Origin of the sequence: Bacterioplanes sanyensis, from assembly GCF_014652515.1 — a bacterium.
Classification (GTDB): domain Bacteria; phylum Pseudomonadota; class Gammaproteobacteria; order Pseudomonadales; family Oceanobacteraceae; genus Bacterioplanes; species Bacterioplanes sanyensis.
In genome coordinates, this window is sequence record NZ_BMYY01000003.1 from 1 (window position 1) to 17,521 (window position 17,521).

The 17,521-nt window shown below is 54.3% G+C and carries 18 protein-coding genes; 14 read left to right on the top strand and 4 right to left on the bottom strand.

The window, feature by feature from the left end; translation table 11 throughout:
• From IE090_RS05820 to IE090_RS05835, 4 genes are all read left to right on the top strand, one after another.
• Positions 1 to 1,079 (top strand): hypothetical protein (locus IE090_RS05820; protein WP_229815520.1); only part of this gene is annotated, 1,079 nt, incomplete at its 5' end.
• Positions 1,080 to 1,083: 4 nt separating this feature from the next.
• Positions 1,084 to 2,076, top strand: coding sequence for a hypothetical protein (locus IE090_RS05825; protein WP_189387432.1), 993 nt, complete (start codon positions 1,084 to 1,086; stop codon positions 2,074 to 2,076).
• Positions 2,077 to 2,173: 97 nt separating this feature from the next.
• The gene (locus tag IE090_RS05830; RefSeq protein ID WP_189387433.1) at positions 2,174 to 2,959 is read left to right on the top strand and encodes a hypothetical protein; all 786 of its coding nucleotides are present in this window, start codon (positions 2,174 to 2,176) and stop codon (positions 2,957 to 2,959) included.
• A gap of 4 nt (positions 2,960 to 2,963) precedes the next feature.
• On the top strand, positions 2,964 to 3,938 hold the full coding sequence (locus IE090_RS05835) for a hypothetical protein (protein ID WP_189387434.1): 975 nt from the start codon (positions 2,964 to 2,966) through the stop codon (positions 3,936 to 3,938).
• Between the two features lie 6 nt (positions 3,939 to 3,944).
• On the opposite strand, the gene IE090_RS05840 is transcribed toward IE090_RS05835, so the two are convergent.
• From IE090_RS05840 to IE090_RS05850, 3 genes are all read right to left on the bottom strand, one after another.
• Positions 3,945 to 4,481 carry a hypothetical protein gene (locus IE090_RS05840; RefSeq protein WP_189387435.1) on the bottom strand — a complete coding sequence of 179 codons (537 nt, stop codon included), beginning with the start codon at positions 4,479 to 4,481 and terminating at the stop codon, positions 3,945 to 3,947.
• A gap of 476 nt (positions 4,482 to 4,957) precedes the next feature.
• Positions 4,958 to 6,055, bottom strand: coding sequence for a tRNA (uridine(54)-C5)-methyltransferase TrmA (gene trmA / locus IE090_RS05845; protein ID WP_189387436.1), 1,098 nt, complete (start codon positions 6,053 to 6,055; stop codon positions 4,958 to 4,960).
• Between the two features lie 87 nt (positions 6,056 to 6,142).
• The gene (locus tag IE090_RS05850) at positions 6,143 to 6,601 is read right to left on the bottom strand and encodes an Lrp/AsnC family transcriptional regulator (RefSeq protein WP_189387437.1); all 459 of its coding nucleotides are present in this window, start codon (positions 6,599 to 6,601) and stop codon (positions 6,143 to 6,145) included.
• 124 nt (positions 6,602 to 6,725) lie between these two features.
• On the opposite strand from IE090_RS05850, the gene IE090_RS05855 reads away from it, so the two are divergent.
• The 9 genes from IE090_RS05855 to IE090_RS05895 all read left to right on the top strand — a co-directional run bounded on the left by IE090_RS05855 (position 6,726) and on the right by IE090_RS05895 (position 15,909).
• Positions 6,726 to 7,694 (top strand): DMT family transporter, encoded by a 969-nt coding sequence (locus IE090_RS05855; protein ID WP_189387438.1) that lies wholly within the window; start codon positions 6,726 to 6,728, stop codon positions 7,692 to 7,694.
• The gene (locus tag IE090_RS05860) at positions 7,694 to 8,878 is read left to right on the top strand and encodes an amino acid aminotransferase (protein ID WP_189387439.1); all 1,185 of its coding nucleotides are present in this window, start codon (positions 7,694 to 7,696) and stop codon (positions 8,876 to 8,878) included. Before IE090_RS05855 ends, IE090_RS05860 begins: the two co-directional genes overlap by 1 nt.
• 80 nt (positions 8,879 to 8,958) lie before the next feature.
• The gene (locus IE090_RS05865) at positions 8,959 to 9,867 is read left to right on the top strand and encodes a M43 family zinc metalloprotease (protein ID WP_189387440.1); all 909 of its coding nucleotides are present in this window, start codon (positions 8,959 to 8,961) and stop codon (positions 9,865 to 9,867) included.
• A gap of 101 nt (positions 9,868 to 9,968) precedes the next feature.
• Positions 9,969 to 10,847 (top strand): acyl-CoA thioesterase, encoded by an 879-nt coding sequence (locus IE090_RS05870; protein ID WP_189387441.1) that lies wholly within the window; start codon positions 9,969 to 9,971, stop codon positions 10,845 to 10,847.
• Positions 10,847 to 11,092 carry an acyl-CoA thioesterase gene (locus IE090_RS05875; protein WP_189387442.1) on the top strand — a complete coding sequence of 82 codons (246 nt, stop codon included), beginning with the start codon at positions 10,847 to 10,849 and terminating at the stop codon, positions 11,090 to 11,092. The genes IE090_RS05870 and IE090_RS05875 overlap by 1 nt, the downstream gene beginning before the upstream one ends.
• Positions 11,093 to 11,364: 272 nt before the next feature.
• The gene (locus tag IE090_RS05880) at positions 11,365 to 11,622 is read left to right on the top strand and encodes a thioesterase family protein (protein ID WP_373296412.1); all 258 of its coding nucleotides are present in this window, start codon (positions 11,365 to 11,367) and stop codon (positions 11,620 to 11,622) included.
• A 368-nt stretch (positions 11,623 to 11,990) separates the two neighbouring features.
• Positions 11,991 to 12,914, top strand: a complete 924-nt coding sequence (locus IE090_RS05885) for an AAA family ATPase (RefSeq protein WP_189387444.1) — start codon at positions 11,991 to 11,993, stop codon at positions 12,912 to 12,914.
• Entirely contained in the window at positions 12,911 to 13,888 is a 978-nt protein-coding gene (locus IE090_RS05890; protein WP_189387445.1) for a DUF58 domain-containing protein, read from the top strand. The genes IE090_RS05885 and IE090_RS05890 overlap by 4 nt, the downstream gene beginning before the upstream one ends.
• Positions 13,885 to 15,909, top strand: a complete 2,025-nt coding sequence (locus tag IE090_RS05895) for a transglutaminase TgpA family protein (RefSeq protein ID WP_189387446.1) — start codon at positions 13,885 to 13,887, stop codon at positions 15,907 to 15,909. The genes IE090_RS05890 and IE090_RS05895 overlap by 4 nt, the downstream gene beginning before the upstream one ends.
• Here IE090_RS05895 and IE090_RS05900 read toward each other — a convergent pair.
• Complete coding sequence (locus IE090_RS05900) at positions 15,833 to 16,462, bottom strand: DUF6436 domain-containing protein (protein WP_189387447.1); 630 nt, start codon at positions 16,460 to 16,462, stop codon at positions 15,833 to 15,835. The two genes, IE090_RS05895 and IE090_RS05900, sit on opposite strands and share 77 nt — an antisense overlap.
• 111 nt (positions 16,463 to 16,573) lie before the next feature.
• On the opposite strand from IE090_RS05900, the gene trxA reads away from it, so the two are divergent.
• A complete protein-coding gene (trxA, locus tag IE090_RS05905) occupies positions 16,574 to 17,449 on the top strand; it encodes a thioredoxin (RefSeq protein WP_189387448.1) in 876 nt (291 codons plus the stop codon).
• The last annotated feature ends 72 nt before the right edge of the window (positions 17,450 to 17,521 follow it).

Sequence of the window (17,521 nt, forward strand, 5' to 3'; positions counted from 1 at the left end):
CGTTCACCTCGGTTAATATGAATACTATCTTAACGAGGTGTCCGGGTGAATTAGACCACTACAGAGTGATTCACTATCCTCGTGGGGTGGAACTAGATAATATAGAACCAACTTACACAGTTGCTCTTCACCGGCAGGTGAGTCGATATAGAGATTTTCAGCGTGTTGATATTTTAAGAGCGATGGCAGAACAAGAATCTGATGGTAGTCATTGGGGGTACAGTGCAAGGCTTGATGATGTATTTAGGCTTACTGTTGGCGGAGCCGACGAGGCGGGAAGTACCGGGTTCAATCAAATACAAAACAAGTATGCCTACGGAGGTTTGTCATTGGATGGTACGTCGGTTGGTGCATCTAGAAGGAGTATATGCGGTGCTGTTTCTGCCTATGATCAATACGGTGGCAGCCGCGTTAACCATTATGACCCTGGTCAGAATTTAGTAGCGAAGGCTGTGTGGCTTGCAGCAGCAGAAGGAAACTGCGGTCGCTCGTTTCGAAGTGCATTTAACAACGATTCTTACACAGGAACTTATCGTAGTGGAGATACCTTAGTTCTTCTCGGCTACAGTACGGGTGAAGTAGCAGAAGCTGTTGCTGGGGGAAATCACACCGATGATACATATGAGCTCTTGGCAAAGGCGATAGGAGCATATAATCAAGGTGCAGGTATTTTTAATCAAACGTCTTGGCTTGAATTAATTACTTCCCAGATGACACCTGGAAGCAACGAATATCAACAAATAATGGCGATTCCGTATCCAGAAAGAAGTCGGGGGCAGAGGCGTCTTTCAGGACGAACTACGGCAATGAGATACGGTATTCGGGTAATGCATGACAATGATAAGCTGAATCTCCCATACAGAACCTATAAATGGCGCGGTGGCGTATATCCAGACCGAAACTCTGATGGGACGCCGAATCCTCGTGCTGGACAGTTTTGGTGTTTCGAGTATGGAGAAAGGGATTGGATGAATCCGGCTTTCAATATTAACCTTCGCGGAGGTGGTGTGCGTCCAGCGCGTTGGAGTGACTACTTCGGGCGAGCATCTAGGTCTGATGAACATAAGGTTGAATGCTAAACATATGAAAATGATGATGTTCTCTATCTGTCTTGCCTTTCCTATTAATGCCCTATCTATAGAGTTGAAAGATGGTTTGGGCCCTGGTGACGTTCTGTGGGGAAAGCTCACTGCAGCAGACTTCGAAGCTGGCTACTCGCCCACTTTTGCTGTGGATGCTGGTGATGGTGTGGTTTATACATATGACTCAACAATAGGTAAGGCAAACTATGAAAAAGGTGTGCTATTATATGCTTGGCCTATTCATCCTTGGCCTGGACATTTGTTTTTCGCTGGCGAGTATGCGGCTGCTGCAGAGGCTGCAAGCATTGCGCGTGGTGGGGATTTTGAGTTACCTGAAAACCCTACTGAGATAGTCAGTAGGGTGGCCAGTTATCTTTCGCTCGATTCAACTATGCCGGCAGGCTGCTTGAAAAGTATTCCTCTGCGCTATGGTGACTTCGATAGTGATGGCACGTCCGAGGTTGTTTTGTTTGCAGGTGCTTCAATCGTTTTCTTTTCTCCTCTAAATGAGGAAGTCATCTTTAGTTATCACTACGAATTGAATGACGAGTTAATTGAAGATACCGAGAAGGAAATATTTCCTCCGCCATACTCTGATTCGGATCCTCAGTATTTTTCTGATAGTGGAGCCGATGTACTGGTTATGCAGAAGCTGCAAGCGCAAAAGTCCTACTCTAAAATCTTTGTAAGCAGTTTTGATGGTGATGATGCATTGGATATTATCCTTTGGAGGAAAATGTATCGTTCAAATTTACGAAGTGAAGCTGTGCCGGGGTTTCATATGATTGGCGAGGCGGCTATGCACTATGAGTTGGTTGAAGGAGGTTATGCTTTACAGGAAACATCCACTATTGATGCCTTAACGTGGCTGGAGGACAAGAAGCTGACCTGGCAGCAAGGCTTTCCCTCTCGCTCTGAATGCCCAGGGGAAGAGGACAAATTGATTCCAGAAATGCACGATCCGCTGCTTAATGACCCGGATGTGTTGCGCTGATGGCTGGACATGGCTCTTTAACAATTGGGGTAAATAAACCAGCCGCTTGCAAAACGAGCTTCACTGGGGTGGAGGGTATCCGGAGACCCCTTTTCGTATGCATGAAAGCGGCAGTTTAAGCTTTAGTCAGATTCTGTATACAAGTCGCTACGGGCCTCGCCCTTGTGCAGCACACAGTGATATGGCGCTTAACTTCTATGATCCCAGCGATCAGTTTCAAGCATTTGTCGCTCATACCGCTTCTAATAACGAGGCGACGGCCAGTACTGCTCGATGCTGGGGTGGTATGCACTTGGCCTTTACAGGAACAAACCGAATGCGGGAGGACTATGGCAATTCGATCGCTGGAGATCCGACGGGTGCAAACCATCCGATGGCTGATTTTCGTGGCTATATCGACAACACGACGCAGGCGCTTGTTCGCAGAGCATTAACTGTGCGTGAGGATGACTACGAGGCTTTGGCAAAAGCCATAGGTTTTTACAATGGTATCGGAACGCGTTTTCGTAACTACCCATGGCCACGTATGTTAAAGCAGTACATTTATCAGAGGAATTCGAAAAGCAACCACACTAACGATGCCGGTGACTACGTATGCCATAGCTGTAAATACAGCATTGAGGTACGTAACCAAGAAGACTTATTTGCAGGTCACCTAAGGCGCTATGTCTGGATGGGTGGTACTGCGGCTGCGGATATCAGTACTGATGATGACCCTGAGATAGAAATCAGAGCGGGAGAAGAATGGTGCTTTGTGTATGGGGAAAGTGAATGGGTGAGTGGCGCGACTGTAGTTCTAGACGGTAGAAGGGTGTCCAAGAAGTATCGAGATTACAGAAGAGCAGCCCTCTTGAATGACAATCTCAAAATGGCATGCAATTAGGATTATGAAGAAACTATCGATAGTGATTTTGAGTCTATTGAGCTCAGTAGCTTATTCAATCGAAGATTTAAAGCTTGGTTATGACCTGGATGATAATGTGGATCTGCTAAAGAAATTCTACGAAAAGTATGGTTATGCAACGAGGTATGTCTACCGCTATGAAATAAATAGCTATTTCTCTTTATCGTCTGGTGGCGTGGGTCACTATGACTTTGATGACCCGCATGATCAGGGTGAGAACTGGAGTATTGAGCCCTGGTCTTATTTAGATTTTCCTCCTGAAATTCGCTTTGCACCAGGTTTTAGTGGCTATGACTTGGTGCCGGGATATCGTCATGGTTGCTTTGGCAAGTCGCCATTACGTTACGGCGACGTGGAAGGTGATGGCGATCCTGAGCTAGTGATCATGCACTCTCAGATTATGAAAATATTCTCGCCTCACTACGGAAGGCTGGTGTTTTCCATGTACTACGACGGCAGTGATTGGGAGCCGAACGACCAATATATTCGTCAGGCCTTTGAAGGCGCTCCGATGCCACCGCTGGAACAGCAGTATCACGGCTACTCTGCTATCTGGCAGCACTCTGTATATCAAGGTGGCCAGCTTGAGCCTGGCGTTCGTGTTTACAGTAAACTGTTTGCAGGTGATTTCGATAAAGACGGTAACCCAGATCTTATAAAATGGCAGAAAGCCTTTGTAAGCAACAACAAAACCGAATCCATCGCTTGGAATAAAGTCCGTAATAGTCTGACGCATTATGAGCGCGACCTTGCGACACAAAAACGTCTTGAAAACGGTGTGACTGGCGAGTATTTACCACAAATCACCCTGGACGTAGTGATCGAAGGCTGGCTGCGAGAAAACGAGTTGACCTGGCAGCAAGGCTTTCCATCATTTTCTGAATGCCCAGGCGAAGAGGGCAAGTTGATCCCAGAAATGCATGATCCATTGCTTAATGATCCAGATGTGTTGCAATAACTACCATTACTGTATCTGAATCAACGGCTGCTCGCCGGCAAAGTCGGGCAGCAGCCAGATCTGTTCGAACTCCCCTTGGTCGATGTTTAATGTGTGCAATGTTTGGGTGATTTGCTCGCGGCTCCAGGCGGGGCTGGCGTTGCGAATTACCAGCCATACGCGCTCGGAGTCGTAATGTTTTGAGGCTTTGCTGGCCAGTAAGCGCCCGAGGGCGTGCTTGAGTTGCTGTGGTTGGGAGAGCTCTAATAACTCTTGCAAATACCACCAAATCGGGTCGTGTTCTTGGCGGCCGGAAACCCATTTGGCTTCGTCTTCGCTGGCGTATAAATGAGCAATTTCCAGATCGAGTTGCCTGCCTTGATAAAAACACGAGGTGTCGGGTTTTCTTGGTTCGTTGTGCCAAATATGGCGCATGGGCTGGCCGGTGTCTTGCTCAAATCGGCGCATAAATAAACGCGCTGCGTCATGCTCGAGTTTGCGTTTTTCAACCTCAGAGCGGGGCAGTGTCCGGCCATCGTGGCGGCGATGTATGTCGGATGTCATAGCAACCTCTGAAGTATGTTGTGGGTGTGGTTTGGGTGTGGTTTGGGTGCCTAGTTAAGTCACGTAAGTAGCGTGCCCGTCTATTAATCGACGAGCAAGCTCTGAGTGTTTGCTTTTAGCTGCCCAGTGCTGGGTAGGTGGTTCCTTTTTTAGGCCCGCAAGCGTGTGGGTGGGTGTTTTTAAAAGTGACGGGCAGCGTTTGGCCGCAGGGCAGCGCGTTGTAGTTAGGGGGTAAGTTTGGGCCACACTTCTGTACGTCGAAGTGCAAATGGGGGCCGCCGCTTTGGCCGGTGTTGCCGCTGCAGGCGGCGGATAGTGAGGCGCAGAGCAGTGCCACGGCCGGGCGTAAATATTTCACAGTCGATTATCCAAGCATCCGCGAAGCGGTTTATGGACGTGACTGTAAGAAATCCCCCAGCACTGGGCAAGCGCTGAGGGTTTGTGGGGTGCTTTATGAGGTGTATGTAGAAGCGCGATTATTTGCGCTGCAAAAACACCCCGGCTTCGGTGTGATGAGTGTAGGGGAATTGGTCGAACAGCGCCGCGCGTTGGATGGTGTGGCTTTGGTTTAACACTTTCAGGTTGGCTGCTAGCGTCTGCGGGTTGCAGGAAATATAAACAATGTTTTCGTAGGCTTGCACTTGGCGAACGGATTCGTCGTCTAACCCTGCACGTGGGGGGTCGACTAATACGGTGCGAAAATCATAGTCGTTTAAGGCAATGCCTTCTAAACGGCGAAAGCTGCGCTCGCCGCGCAGTGCTTGCACAAATTCTTCGCTGGATAAGCGAATAATATCGACATTGTCGAGCTGGTTGTCGGCGATGTTTACCTGTGCGGCTTGCACCGAGGTTTTTGATATTTCCGTTGCCAGTACTCGGCGAAAGCGATCGGCCAAGGCGATGGAAAAATTACCGTTGCCGCAGTAGAGCTCTAATAAATCGCCGCCAATGCCAGTGACGCAGTTGCGTGCCCAGCTCAGCATGTGCTGGTTCATTTCGCCATTGGGCTGGGTAAAGCCGCCTTCAATTTGTCGGTAATGATAATCGCGGCCATCAACGCTGAGGGTTTCATTGACATAGTCGCGGCTTAACACGCGCTTTTGCTTACGCGCCCGGCCAATAATGGCAACGTCTAATTGCTGCGCCAGCTGTTCGGCAGCGCTTTGCCAGGCGTCGTCCAGCCGCTTGTGATAAATCAGCGTAATCAGCGCATCGCCACTTAATGTGGTTAAAAACTCCACCTGAAATAAACGCCGGCGCAGCAGCTCATTGGGTTGGATCGCGTCGAGCAGTTCCTCCATCAGACGTTGAATCAGCGGGCTGGCGATGGGGAAATCTTTGACTTCGTAAGGCTGGCTTTTATCGCCCGGTGCGTACATGGCATAAAAGCAGCGTTCGCCGTCGTGCCACAAGCGAAACTCAGCCCGCAGTCGAAACCCCTGTGGAGCGCTGGCGTGCACCTCTAATTCTGGCGCGTTGAACGGTGCCAACACCGCCGCCAACTCGGCACTTTTGGCCTGCAGCTGCTCAGGGTATTGCTCGAGTTGGACGTTGTGCTGATAAACCGGGTACATAGAGCCACCTTAAAAACGGGCGCACATTATACGAGTTGTGGCACAGATTTCAGCCCGCAGGTGTGTATCTGTCAGTTATATAACCGGCTATAACGGCAACGGCCCACCGGCTTTGACCTCGCGAATGGCAAAGCTGCTGTCGATGGTGTTGACGTTGGGCAGCTTTTGCAGGCGTCGCACCCAAGATTCGTAGTCGCGCAGGTCTCGCGCCACAACTTGCAGCAGGTAATCAAACGCCCCAGACACCGTATGGCAGCTCACCACTTGAGCCATGTCTTTTACTGTTTGCTCAAACTGCTCGATAACGGCGTCTTGGTGCTGGTTGAGGCGCACGTGCACAAACACCGTGATATCGAGCTGCAGTTTTTCGCGGCTCAGCTCGGCGCGGTAGCGCTGAATCCAGCCTTCTTGTTGCAGGCGGCGAATGCGTCGGGCGCAGGGCGATGGCGATAAATCGACCTTGTCGGCCAGCTCATGGGCGGTGAGCTGGCCATTGTGTTGTAGCAGGTCGAGTAAGCGACGGTCGATGCGGTCGAGGGGCTTCATATGGCGAAAAACTCAATAAAGTTAGCTGTATGTGGCACAAGTAGCGCCTCAGTTTGCAAAATATTGCCACCTTTGGGCAGCTGGGTCCAAGCACAATAGTGTCAGTTGTTAATTGGAGAGCACTATGTCCGGCCCTGTATCGAGCCCCATGTCGGCCAGCCAAAGCTTGAGTTGGAAAACCGTTGTGCCCATTGATAATCACGCCGGTCAGCGTCGCTTGGGCTATTTGGCGGCGTTTGCCACGGTGTTGATTTGGTCGAGCTATTTTATGTCGCTGCGTTTGGGAGCCTTGTCGCCGCTATCGACGCTGGACTTAACCCTGTTTCGCTTTGCCGTGCCTGGGCTGTTATTAGCACCTTGGTTTTGGCGCCGCCGGGCACAGCTGTTGGCAGTGCCGCGTTTATGGCAGTTGGGCATGTTGGTGGGCGGCGGTGTGCCGTTTTTCTTGCTCGGTGCCTACGCCATGCATTGGGCGCCGGTGGCTCATGGCAGCACGCTGATTCCCGGTGTGGCACCCTTGTTTGTGACCTTGTTGGCGGTAGGGTTGTTTGCCCAGCCGCTTACCCGCAATAAGCGTATCGGTCTGGGTAGCATTGCTCTGGGCGTGGCTGCGCTGTTGCTCACCAGTTGGCAACAGGCCAATGCAGAGTTGGCACAAGGGCAAGGGCTGTTTTTAATCGCCAGTTTGTTTTGGGCCGTATTTACCTTGTCAGTCCGGCAAAGCGGTCTGGCACCCTTGGATGTCGCGGCTTGGGTTACCGTGCCCAGCAGTGCGGTGTTGCTGGTGTGGGCGGCTGTTGAATGGCCGTCGCTGTTTGTATTTCAAGTCAGTTGGCAGCAGTGGTTGCCGCAACTGCTGGTGCAAGGGCTGGCGGTCGGCTTGGGCGCGGGTTTTTTGTATGGCTATGCCATTCGCCAGCTCGGTGCAGAAATTACCTCAGCCATCGGCTCATTGACGCCGGTACTGGCGACGGTCGTCGCGGCGGTGTTTTTGCAGGAAACGGTCGAATTCAGCACCCTGGTGGGGTTATTCTTGGTCGCTTTGGGCGTGCTATTCGCCAGTGGACTATTTCCTGAACGGAGATCAAATTGATGTTAGAGCAGTTGGCTCCCCCGGCAGAAGATCCGATTCTGTCGTTAACGGTGGCGTATCGACAAGATGAGCGTGACGACAAACTGGATTTGGGCATAGGTGTGTATCGCACGGCCGATGGCCATACCCCAGTGATGGCCGCCGTGCGTGAGGCGGCCATCGCCATTGCCGCGCAGCAAGACAGCAAAAGCTATGTCGGCTTGGCGGGCAACGAGGCGTTTAACCAGGCCATGATCACGCTGTTGCTGACGGATACCAGCGCACTGGCGCGCACGGCCGCCATTCAAACGCCCGGTGCCAGCGGAGCGCTGCGCATGCTGGGCGAGTTAATTGCCTACGCACGCCCAGGGGCGACGGTCTGGCTGAGCCGCCCCAGTTATGTTAATCACCAGCCGGTGATGGAGGCCTGTGGCCTTGAGGTGCGCGAGTACCCGTACTTTGACCCGGCCACTAAGCAGGTTGATGAGCCCTCGATGCTGGCAGCCATTGCCAAGCTGGGGCCAAACGATGTGTTGCTGTTGCACGGTTGCTGTCATAACCCGACCGGGGCCGATATTTCCTGGAACAGCTGGCAGAAAATTGCGGCCATGGCCCAGCAACAGGGCTTTTTGCCGTTTGTCGACTTGGCCTACCAAGGCTTTGGCGATGGCTTAGACGCCGATGCCGCCGGCCTGCGCTTGCTGGCCGACACCTTGCCAGAAGTGCTGGTGGCGGTGTCGTGCTCGAAGAACTTTGGCCTTTATCGTGAGCGTACCGGCGCGGCACTGATCATAGGTGAGACCCTAGAGCATGCTCAGCGTGCCAAGGGCCATATGCAGCGCATTGCCCGTGCGACTTACACCATGCCACCCGATCATGGCGCTGCCATCGTGGCTCATATCCTGGCCGATACGCAGCTGCAGCAGAGCTGGTTAACCGAGCTTAACGCCATGCAGCAGCGCATCGTGCGTTTGCGTGAACAGTTGGCCGGTGCCTTTAGAGAGGCCAGCGGCAGTGAGCGCTTTCACTATTTCCAACACCATCGCGGCATGTTTTCTGTCACCGGCTTAACGCCCGAGCAAACCGCTGCGCTGCGTGATCAACACGGCGTTTATGTGGTGGGCGGTGGTCGCGTTAATGTGGCCGGTTTGAGCGAAAACCGCATCGACAAACTGGTGTCGGCGTTTTTGGCGGTCGGCGCTTAATGCGCCGTATCGGAGCGAGCCGCTTAATGCGCCGTATCGGAGCGAGCCGCTTAATGCGCCGTATTGGAGAGAGGCGATGGATGAACCGAGCTGTGATGAACTGCCATGGGCAGCGCTCGGGTTTGTTGCGTGCAACTGGGCTGCTATTGGCGGCCCTGCTCAGTGCCTGCGGCGGTGGTTCAGGCTCGTCGTCATCGTCGAATAATGACCTGCAATTGCCACTGTCGGCGGAGCAGCGCCAAGCGGTGTTGCGCTTGCCTGTGGTGGTGCATGTTCTGTATCGCGATGAGCAAACCAACATCAGTGATGAGCAAATCCAGTCACAGCTGGCGGCTACGAATCAGCATTTGCGTGCGCTCAACAGCGCTGAGCTTGCGACGGTACCCGAGGTCTATCAGCCATACATTGCTGATGCCCGCATTGAGCTGGTGCTGGCTGATCAAGACCCGCAAGGCCAGCCCAGTACTGGCATTACCCGCACGCCGTACCCTGATCCAGTCGATGGCTCCTGTGATTACTGCACCGGCACGGCGGCGCAATGGGATCCGTCACGCTACATCAACATCTGGGTAGGGGAGTACAGCACGCGTACCGGTCGCCTGGCGGCCTTGGGCAGTGCAGTGGCGGGCCCCAGCTCGGCGCGTGAGCAGTGGGGCATTACCCTGGAGTACCGGGTGTTTGGCTCTCTGGAATATGGCGAGCCTGAAGCTCTGGGCTGGCTGCATGAAGACTATGCCCAGGGCAAAACCCTAACCCACGAGCTGGGCCACTACTTAGGCCTGCTTGGGCATATTCAGCTGGGGGAGGGGCACCGCCTATACAGTTGCGACGGCTTGCCTGACACCAGTTGCAGTAACAGTGAGCTGACCATGAGCTTTATGCGCACCTTGCAGCCCGATGCTGAGCTGAAAATGTTTTCTCGCAGTCAGGCCGATATCATGCGTCACACCTTGCTCAACGGCTATTTACAGGGGCTGGCGCAACTATAACCACAACCACCACCACAGTAAGGTTGTTGATCGTCATATCAGCCAATGTGTGAGTGTGCGGCTGGGTTACAGTAGCGCTTTATTTGCGCTGGGAGTGACTTATGAGCGACGTATTACGCGAGTTGTTGCAGTTACTGCGTTTGGAGGCCATTGGCGTTAACCGCTATCGTGGCCATAGCCAGGATTTAGGCTTTCGCGCTCTGTTTGGTGGCCAGGTGCTCGGCCAAAGCCTGTCGGCCGCCATGCAGACCTTACCCGCCGGCGATTGGGCGCCACATTCGCTGCATGCTTATTTTTTGCGTCCGGGCACGGTGCAAGACAGTGTCGAGTTTGAAGTCGATGTGCTGCGTGACGGTCGCAGCTTTGTCACCCGCCAGGTAAAGGCCAGTCAGCACGGCAAAGCCATTCTTACCATGATGTGCTCGTTTCAACTGCCGGAAGCGGGCTTTGAACACATGGCGCCGATGCCAACCGTCAACGGGCCGGACGGTGTGGCATCACAGTTGGAGCTGGCACGCATGTTTCGTGACTATTTTCCCGAGCGTGTGCGCGATATTTATACCGCCGATAAACCCATCGAGCAGCGCGTGCTCGACCCCGTCAATATTTTTGCGCCGCAAAAAAAGGAACCGCTGAAATACGTGTGGATGCGCGCTGACGATAGCTTGGGCGATGATTTTCATGATCATGCCCGGGTGCTGGCCTACGCCTCGGATTTCAATTTGATTACCACGGCACTGCATCCCCATGCGGTGTCGGTGTCGCAAAAAGACATGCAGGTGGCGTCGCTCGATCACAGCATTTGGTTTCATCGTCCATTTCGCATGGATGAGTGGCTGTTGTACGCCATCGATAGCCCCAACGCCGGTGGCGGGCGTGGATTTTGCCGTGGTCAGTTGTTTAATCAGCAGGGCGAGCTGGTGGCCTCCGTTGCCCAAGAAGGCTTGATGCGCAAAGTCATGCCCAAAGGAGCGTCTTGATGCACAGTGCTCGAACCTTAAAACTGTTGTGGCCGCGTCGTCGGCGGCCCTTGGCTGAGGTGTTGGCGCACAGCCAAGTGAGCTTTCGGGTGTGGCCTTGGGATTGCGATTTTAATCTGCACCTGACCAATGGCGTCTACTGCAAATGGTTAGATTTAGCGCGCACTCGTTTGTTTATTGAGTTCGGCGCGGTGCCTTTATTTGTGCGCCATGGCTGGCGCTCGGTGTTGGCCAGTCAAACGTGAAGGAACCTCTGCATAACTCGGTGCCCGCTCTGGATCGCCAGAGGGCTCCAGGTCACGAAGGCGGTTTGCCGCTTTAGCCAGCTACAGCAAAAATCGGCGACACAGAGCTGGAGTTCTCAGGCGTTCCCCGCAGGGCGCGGGCAGCAGACTTCCATAACATCGTTATCGATGTTGAAAAGGGCTGGCCATTTTCTGCCATCGCCGCCTTGTTCTGAAAGCCTGCTGCACTCGCGCAGAGCTGTGCAGAGTTATTCAGACGTTCCTTAACCTTTATTCGTGAAATTCCGCCGTTAGCTCAGGTGACTGTGACGAGCCGTGTGCTGCATATGGAGCACAAGTACTTTTATGTGGAGCACCGCTTTGAGGTGCAAGGGCGCTTGCACGCCACCGCACTGGCGCGGGTGGCGGTATTGCAAAGACGGCGTGTGCAGCCTCTGCAGCGCATGTTGGCGCAGTTGCAGCCGGGCTATATGTTTGAAACAGAGCCAGTGCCTGAATCTGTTTTGGCCAAGATGGCCTTGGTGTCCTGAATTAGAAGTTCGCATGCATTCAGCGGACCTTTCAAGTTCTCTGGCAAGGCGTGCCTCACAGGTAATGGTGGTTCCATTGGCAAGCGGCAGAACGAAGTCAGAGGGCTTGAAGGGTGCGCCCGAAGGGAGTGAATGGAAAGCCCCATTACGGCGTTGCTGCTCTAGAAAAGATCCCGATATTTCCTGCGAACAGCGCCTTGTACTAGTGCTTTCCATTCGCTCTGAAAATATACGAACTTCCGATTCAGGACACAAAACGCCAAGAAAAACGCGGGTTAACCGCTTGGCACTTTGACCTTTCCTGCCTTTTCATGTGATCGCTGCTTACCTATGCTTGTCGCTCTTAGTATTGGCAACAGGCAGTCTTCATGAGCACCGAGCTTCAAGCAGCGATTTCCCGCTTAAATCACATTATTTTGGGCAAACAGCCGCAGTTAAAGCTGGCGATGAGCTGCTTGCTGGCGCGCGGCCATTTGCTGCTGGAAGACTTGCCCGGCATGGGCAAAACCACACTTTCCCATGCGTTGGCGGGCGTGCTGGGCTTGGACTACAACCGTGTACAGTTCACCAGCGACTTGCTGCCCGCTGATGTGCTGGGCGTGAGTGTGTTTGAGCGCGAGCCAGGCAGCGAGCAAGGGCGTTTTCGCTTTCATCCCGGGCCGGTGTTTTGCCAGTTGCTACTGGCCGATGAAATCAACCGTGCCACGCCTAAGGCGCAAAGCGCTTTGCTGGAGGCAATGGAAGAGCGTCAGGTCACCGTCGAAGGTGAAACCCGGCCGCTGCCGGAACCGTTTTTTGTGATCGCCACGCAAAACCCGGTGCATCAGTCGGGCACCTTTCCTTTGCCGGAATCGCAGTTGGACCGTTTTTTAATGCGCATTAGCCTCGGCTACCCGGATGAAAAATCGGAGCGCGCGTTATTTGAAGGGCGTGACCACCGCCAGTTGGCCAATGAAGTGGAGCAGGTACTATCGGCAGGCACACTGCAGCAATTGCAGCAACAGGTCAGCGATGTCAAAGCGTCGGGCTCGGTGTTGGATTATTTGCAGCGCATCATCGCCTATACCCGTTATGACGGCGGCTACCAGTACGGCTTGTCGCCGCGCGGTGGCTTAGCATTGCTGCGTGCGGCGAAAGCTTGGGCGGTACTGCATGGGCGCCAACATTTGCTGCCTGAGGATATTCAGGCGGTACTGGCCGCCGTGGTTGACCATCGCTTGGCCGAAGCGGCCGATGGCAGCGCCGGTCGGGTATCGCAGCAAATTTTGAACAAGGTGCCGGTATTGTTATGAGCACTTGGCGCCAAGCCTGGCGGCGGCGCTGGCAAGGCTGGATGGAGCGGCGAATACCGCCGTGCTCAGAGCTGACCTTAGGCCACCGCTCGATCTTTATCTTCCCATCGGCCATTGGCTGGTTGTACGCGGCTTTGCTGTTGGTGATGCTGCTAACGGCCATCAATTACCAGAATAGCCTGATTTATGGCATGACCTTTTGGTTGTTTAGCGTAGGCATCAGTGCCATGCATTTTAGTTTTGGCAATTTGTCTGGGCTGACGTTAACGGCGGGTCATGCACTGCCGGTATTCGCCGGTGACACCATCGAGTTGCCGGTGCGTTTACGCAGCAGTAAGAGCAAGGCGCACCAGTCTTTACTGCTGCGTTACCCCAATGGCCCAGAAGTCGTCGCGGATGTGAATCGCGGCGATGAAAGCGAAGCGTTGTTAACGGTAACGACCCAAAAACGTGGCTTGTTAAACGCTGAACGCTTTTTGCTAGAAAGTCGCTACCCGCTGGGTATTTTTCGTTGCTGGAGCTGGATTCGCTTGCGCTATCCGGTGGTGGTGTATCCGCAACCGATATGGACGCCGTTTCGCTTCGCCAGTGGCACCGATGGCGAGTGGCTGGAAGGCGCCAGCATCGATAGCAGTGGTGAACAGGACTTTCAGGGGCTGCGCAGCTACCAGCCGGGCGATTCCCTCAAGCGCATCGCCTGGAAGCAATACGCCCGTGGCCGCGGCTTGGTGAGCAAGGACTTTGACAGTGATGAAGGCGCCAGTTGTTGGTTTGATTGGGAAGCGCTGGCGCCATTGGATACCGAGCAGCGCCTGTCACACCTAACGGCTTGGGTGTTAAAAGCCCACGCTAATGGCTGGCACTATGGCTTGCGCCTGCCGGGTAAAACTCTGCCGCAGTTGCACTCCGAGCTGCATTTAGAAGCCTGCTTAAAAGCGCTGGCGCTGTTTGGTTACAGCGAGGAGGCGTCATGATTACTCACTCGATTCCGCGGCCGGCGACGCCCTGGCTATTGGCTGCTGTCGCCGCCAGCTTGGTACTGCATTATTCGCATTTGCCCATTTGGATGTGGGGCTTGGCGGTGTTAACGGCCAGTTGGCGCTGGATGGTGCACCTGGGGCGCTGGTCGTATCCGGGGCGCACGCTCAAGTTGATCGCTGTGTTATTGGCGGTGCTGGCGGTGGGCAGTACCTTCAGTGGTCGCTTTTCATTGGAGAGTGCCGCGGCCTTTTTGATTGCCGCTTGTGTGCTCAAATTGCTGGAAATGCGCACCTTGCGCGATGCCTATGTGGTCATTTTTATGGCCTATTTCACCTTGGCGACGGGCTTTTTGTTTGAGCAAGAGCTGTTGGCTGGCCTGTTGGCCTTGTTCGCCATTTGGCTGATGACCAGCGCTCTTATCAGCGCGCATCGCACCAGCCAGGGCACGCAGTCGGCCAGTCAAGTGGCGGGAAAGTTACTGTTGGCATCTTTGCCGGTGATGTTGCTGCTGTATTTTTTGTTTCCACGTTTAGGGCCTTTATGGAATGTACGCTTGCAAAGCGATCAGGCGCGCACTGGGCTATCAGAGAGTATGGCGCCGGGCGAAATTGCTAACTTGAGCCAGTCGGATGAACTGGCCTTTCGTGTGACCTTTGATAATAACCAGCCATTGCCACGCCAGCAGTTGTATTTCCGCGCCTTAACGCTGGACCGCTACGATGGCCGACGTTGGTCGCCCAGCGGCATCTTTACCGAGGTCGACTATGCCCCCAATGCCTGGCGCCCGCCGACGGACGCTGAGGGCGTGGTGCGCTACGAAGTTGTTCAAGAACCCACCGATCAGCGCTGGCTGTTTGCCTTGCGCGGTGTGGGTGCAGTGGAGCCGCGCACAGGGTTAACTGGCGATGATCGCCTCGTGTATCGCACCGAAGTGCGCCAGCGCATTCGCTATCAGGTCGAATCGCTGCCCAATGTCAGCATTGCAGAGCAAGGTCTAACGCGTCGGGTATGGCAGCAAAGTGTGCAGCTGCCGGGGCGTGGCAATGAACGTGCGCGCCAATGGGCCGCTGAGCGCTATCAAGGCGATGCTTCGGCCTTGGTCAATCAGATCTTGCAGCATTTTCGCCAGCAGCCGTATTTTTACACTTTGCAGCCGCCGGCCTTGGCCAGCGATGACATCGACGGCTTTCTGTTCGATACTCGGCGCGGCTTTTGTGCCCACTACGCCGGCGCCATGACCTTTATGTTGCGCTCAGTTGGGGTGCCGGCACGTGTGGTGGCCGGCTACCAAGGCGGTGAATGGAACGCGGAAGCCGGTTATTTAACCGTGCGCCAGTTCGATGCCCATGCTTGGGTGGAGTATTGGCAGGCAGGGCAGGGCTGGATATCCGTCGACCCTACCGCAGCAGTGGCACCTGAGCGCATCGAGCAAGGGCTGCGTGAGGCGTTGGCAGGCGAGGAGGAAGAAAACTTCTTAGCCGACAATCCATTATCGCCTCATCGCTTTACCGGCGTTGGCTGGCTGAACTCGATGCGCATGCAATTCGATCAGCTCAACTTTTATTGGCACCGCTTTGTACTCTCCTATGACCGTGGCCGTCAGCAGCAGCTGTTGGATGTTTGGATCGGTCTTAAAAGCTATAAAGAATGGCTTTACCTGCTGGCCAGCGGCTTTGCATTGCTGTTGGCGAGCGGCCTGTTGTGGCTGTGGTGGCAGCAGCGGCCGCGCTATCGCAATGGCTTTGCTCGTGCTTGGAGTGAACTGCAGCATTGGCTGCTAGAGCAGCAATTGGGCCAGCCTGGTAGCACGCCCGATGAGCTGTTGGCTCAAGTGCAGCGCCAGCGCCCAGACTGTGCCAGTGAGGTCGAACGCACCCGGCGCCAGTTGCAGCATTATGTTTACGTCGCCGATGAGCCTGCGGGCAAACCGCAACAGCTTATGGCGCGCCAGCTGCGGCGCTTGCATCGTCGTTTGGCCAAGCGCAAAAGCAGCCGTCGCCCGCCACGCTCATAAAGGGGCCGTAGGGCTCTTGTTGCAGGCGGCGCACTAGGGTCGGAAACAGCTGGTCGTCGGCCACGGTGCACAGCGCACCAAAGCCATAGGCACCAAAGTAAGCCAGCTCGCCACTGGCATGAAACAAGGCCAAAGCCGGGCTGCTGGGTAACTGCAGCCCAGGCTGTGCGGTAATCACTTGCAGCCGGTCTGGGTTAAGTGCCTTAAGCTCACGGCGTTGTTGCTCGCTGCTGGTGTGAGCTGCCACCACCACCACCCGCAGCTGTGTGCTATCAAATTGGGCCAGCAGACTCGAGTAGTGGCGTTGGCTGACCTGGTTGCATAGGCAGTCTGGGTTCCAAAAGTGCATCAGGGTGGGCAGCTCAGTGGGCGGTAGTTGCTGCCACAGCGGTGCTAAGCGTTCTGCAACGCCTTCAGCTTGCCAATAATCAATGGCGTCCTCAGAGGTAATAAAAGGGCGTACGGCCTGTTGCTGAAACCACCATAAGCCGAGCAAAGTCAGCATAAATAAAGCCAGCAGTCCTGCCGACAGCCACCAGTGTTGGCGTTGCATTGTTTCTCTCGTTGTGTGCTGTGTCAGAAAGGCTTTATACCGCAACTGAACTTGAAAGTGTTGAGCTTCGCCTCCACCCACTTCACTTAAGAAGCAAAAAAGGAGCAGGGCATGAGCGACGTGGATGTTCAAATACAACAAGCCAAAGAGCAAGAGCCGGCGCAAGCGACGACGCTTTTAGAAGCGACCATCGACACCTTCGATGATGTAGTCATCGCGGCATCCAAGCAGAGGCCGGTCATGGTGGATTTCTGGGCCAGTTGGTGCGCGCCGTGCCAGGCGCAGTTGCCGATTCTGCAGACCTTGGCTAAGCAAATGCAGGGGCAGCTCGATGTTGTTAAGGTCAATACAGAAGAACAGCTGGCGCTGGCCGAACGTTTTCAGGTGCGCAGTTTGCCCACCTTGATGCTGTTTTATCGTGGTGAAGTGGTGCAACAACTGCAGGGCTTGCAGGGGGAAAGTGCTCTGCGTCAGTGGGTGGAGCCCTATGTGGTGCACGAGTACGACCAGCTGCTGCAACGCGGTGAGCAGTGTTTGTCTGAGGGGCGGGTCGATGAGGGCATTGAGCTGTTGCGGCAAGCTTGGCAGCAAGTACGTGAACAGCAAATTTCTAGGCCAGAGTTTTTGGCGCGACTGGCCACGGCCTTGATGGAAAATAATCGTCTAGCAGAGGCGCGGCAAGCATTAGAGCAGGCTGATTTGTTGTTGCAGCGGGCGCCAGAAATCGTGCAGGCAAAATCACGCCTGGCACTGTTTCAGTCTGAACACCAAAGCGATGGTGATGTGGTCAATCAGGCGCTGGCATCGGCGGCGGAGCAAAACTTTGAGGCGGCGTTAGAGCAGTTGCTGGCCAGGCTAGCTGAGCCCAATTTGGCGGCGACAGATAAAGACCAAGCACGCAAAGCCGCGGTGGACATTCTCAATACCATGCCAGATCGCGAGCAGGCCAATGCGTACCGCCGCCGCTTGTTCAGCCTGCTGCATTGACCTGACTTGAGCCATGTTGGTGGTAAAGTTATACCGTTATCTGTGTTGGGCTTTAAGGGTTGAATGTGCGAG

Coding starts and splice junctions, on each gene's coding strand:
- IE090_RS05885 (WP_189387444.1), top strand. CDS start 11,991: ATGAGCACCGAGCTTCAAGCAGCGATTTCCCGCTTAAATCACATTATT.
- IE090_RS05890 (WP_189387445.1), top strand. CDS start 12,911: ATGAGCACTTGGCGCCAAGCCTGGCGGCGGCGCTGGCAAGGCTGGATG.
- IE090_RS05900 (WP_189387447.1), bottom strand. CDS start 16,462: ATGCAACGCCAACACTGGTGGCTGTCGGCAGGACTGCTGGCTTTATTT.
- IE090_RS05840 (WP_189387435.1), bottom strand. CDS start 4,481: ATGACATCCGACATACATCGCCGCCACGATGGCCGGACACTGCCCCGC.
- IE090_RS05860 (WP_189387439.1), top strand. CDS start 7,694: ATGTTAGAGCAGTTGGCTCCCCCGGCAGAAGATCCGATTCTGTCGTTA.
- IE090_RS05875 (WP_189387442.1), top strand. CDS start 10,847: ATGCACAGTGCTCGAACCTTAAAACTGTTGTGGCCGCGTCGTCGGCGG.
- trxA (WP_189387448.1), top strand. CDS start 16,574: ATGAGCGACGTGGATGTTCAAATACAACAAGCCAAAGAGCAAGAGCCG.
- trmA (WP_189387436.1), bottom strand. CDS start 6,055: ATGTACCCGGTTTATCAGCACAACGTCCAACTCGAGCAATACCCTGAG.
- IE090_RS05870 (WP_189387441.1), top strand. CDS start 9,969: ATGAGCGACGTATTACGCGAGTTGTTGCAGTTACTGCGTTTGGAGGCC.
- IE090_RS05825 (WP_189387432.1), top strand. CDS start 1,084: ATGAAAATGATGATGTTCTCTATCTGTCTTGCCTTTCCTATTAATGCC.
- IE090_RS05835 (WP_189387434.1), top strand. CDS start 2,964: ATGAAGAAACTATCGATAGTGATTTTGAGTCTATTGAGCTCAGTAGCT.
- IE090_RS05830 (WP_189387433.1), top strand. CDS start 2,174: ATGCATGAAAGCGGCAGTTTAAGCTTTAGTCAGATTCTGTATACAAGT.
- IE090_RS05850 (WP_189387437.1), bottom strand. CDS start 6,601: ATGAAGCCCCTCGACCGCATCGACCGTCGCTTACTCGACCTGCTACAA.
- IE090_RS05865 (WP_189387440.1), top strand. CDS start 8,959: ATGAACCGAGCTGTGATGAACTGCCATGGGCAGCGCTCGGGTTTGTTG.
- IE090_RS05855 (WP_189387438.1), top strand. CDS start 6,726: ATGTCCGGCCCTGTATCGAGCCCCATGTCGGCCAGCCAAAGCTTGAGT.
- IE090_RS05895 (WP_189387446.1), top strand. CDS start 13,885: ATGATTACTCACTCGATTCCGCGGCCGGCGACGCCCTGGCTATTGGCT.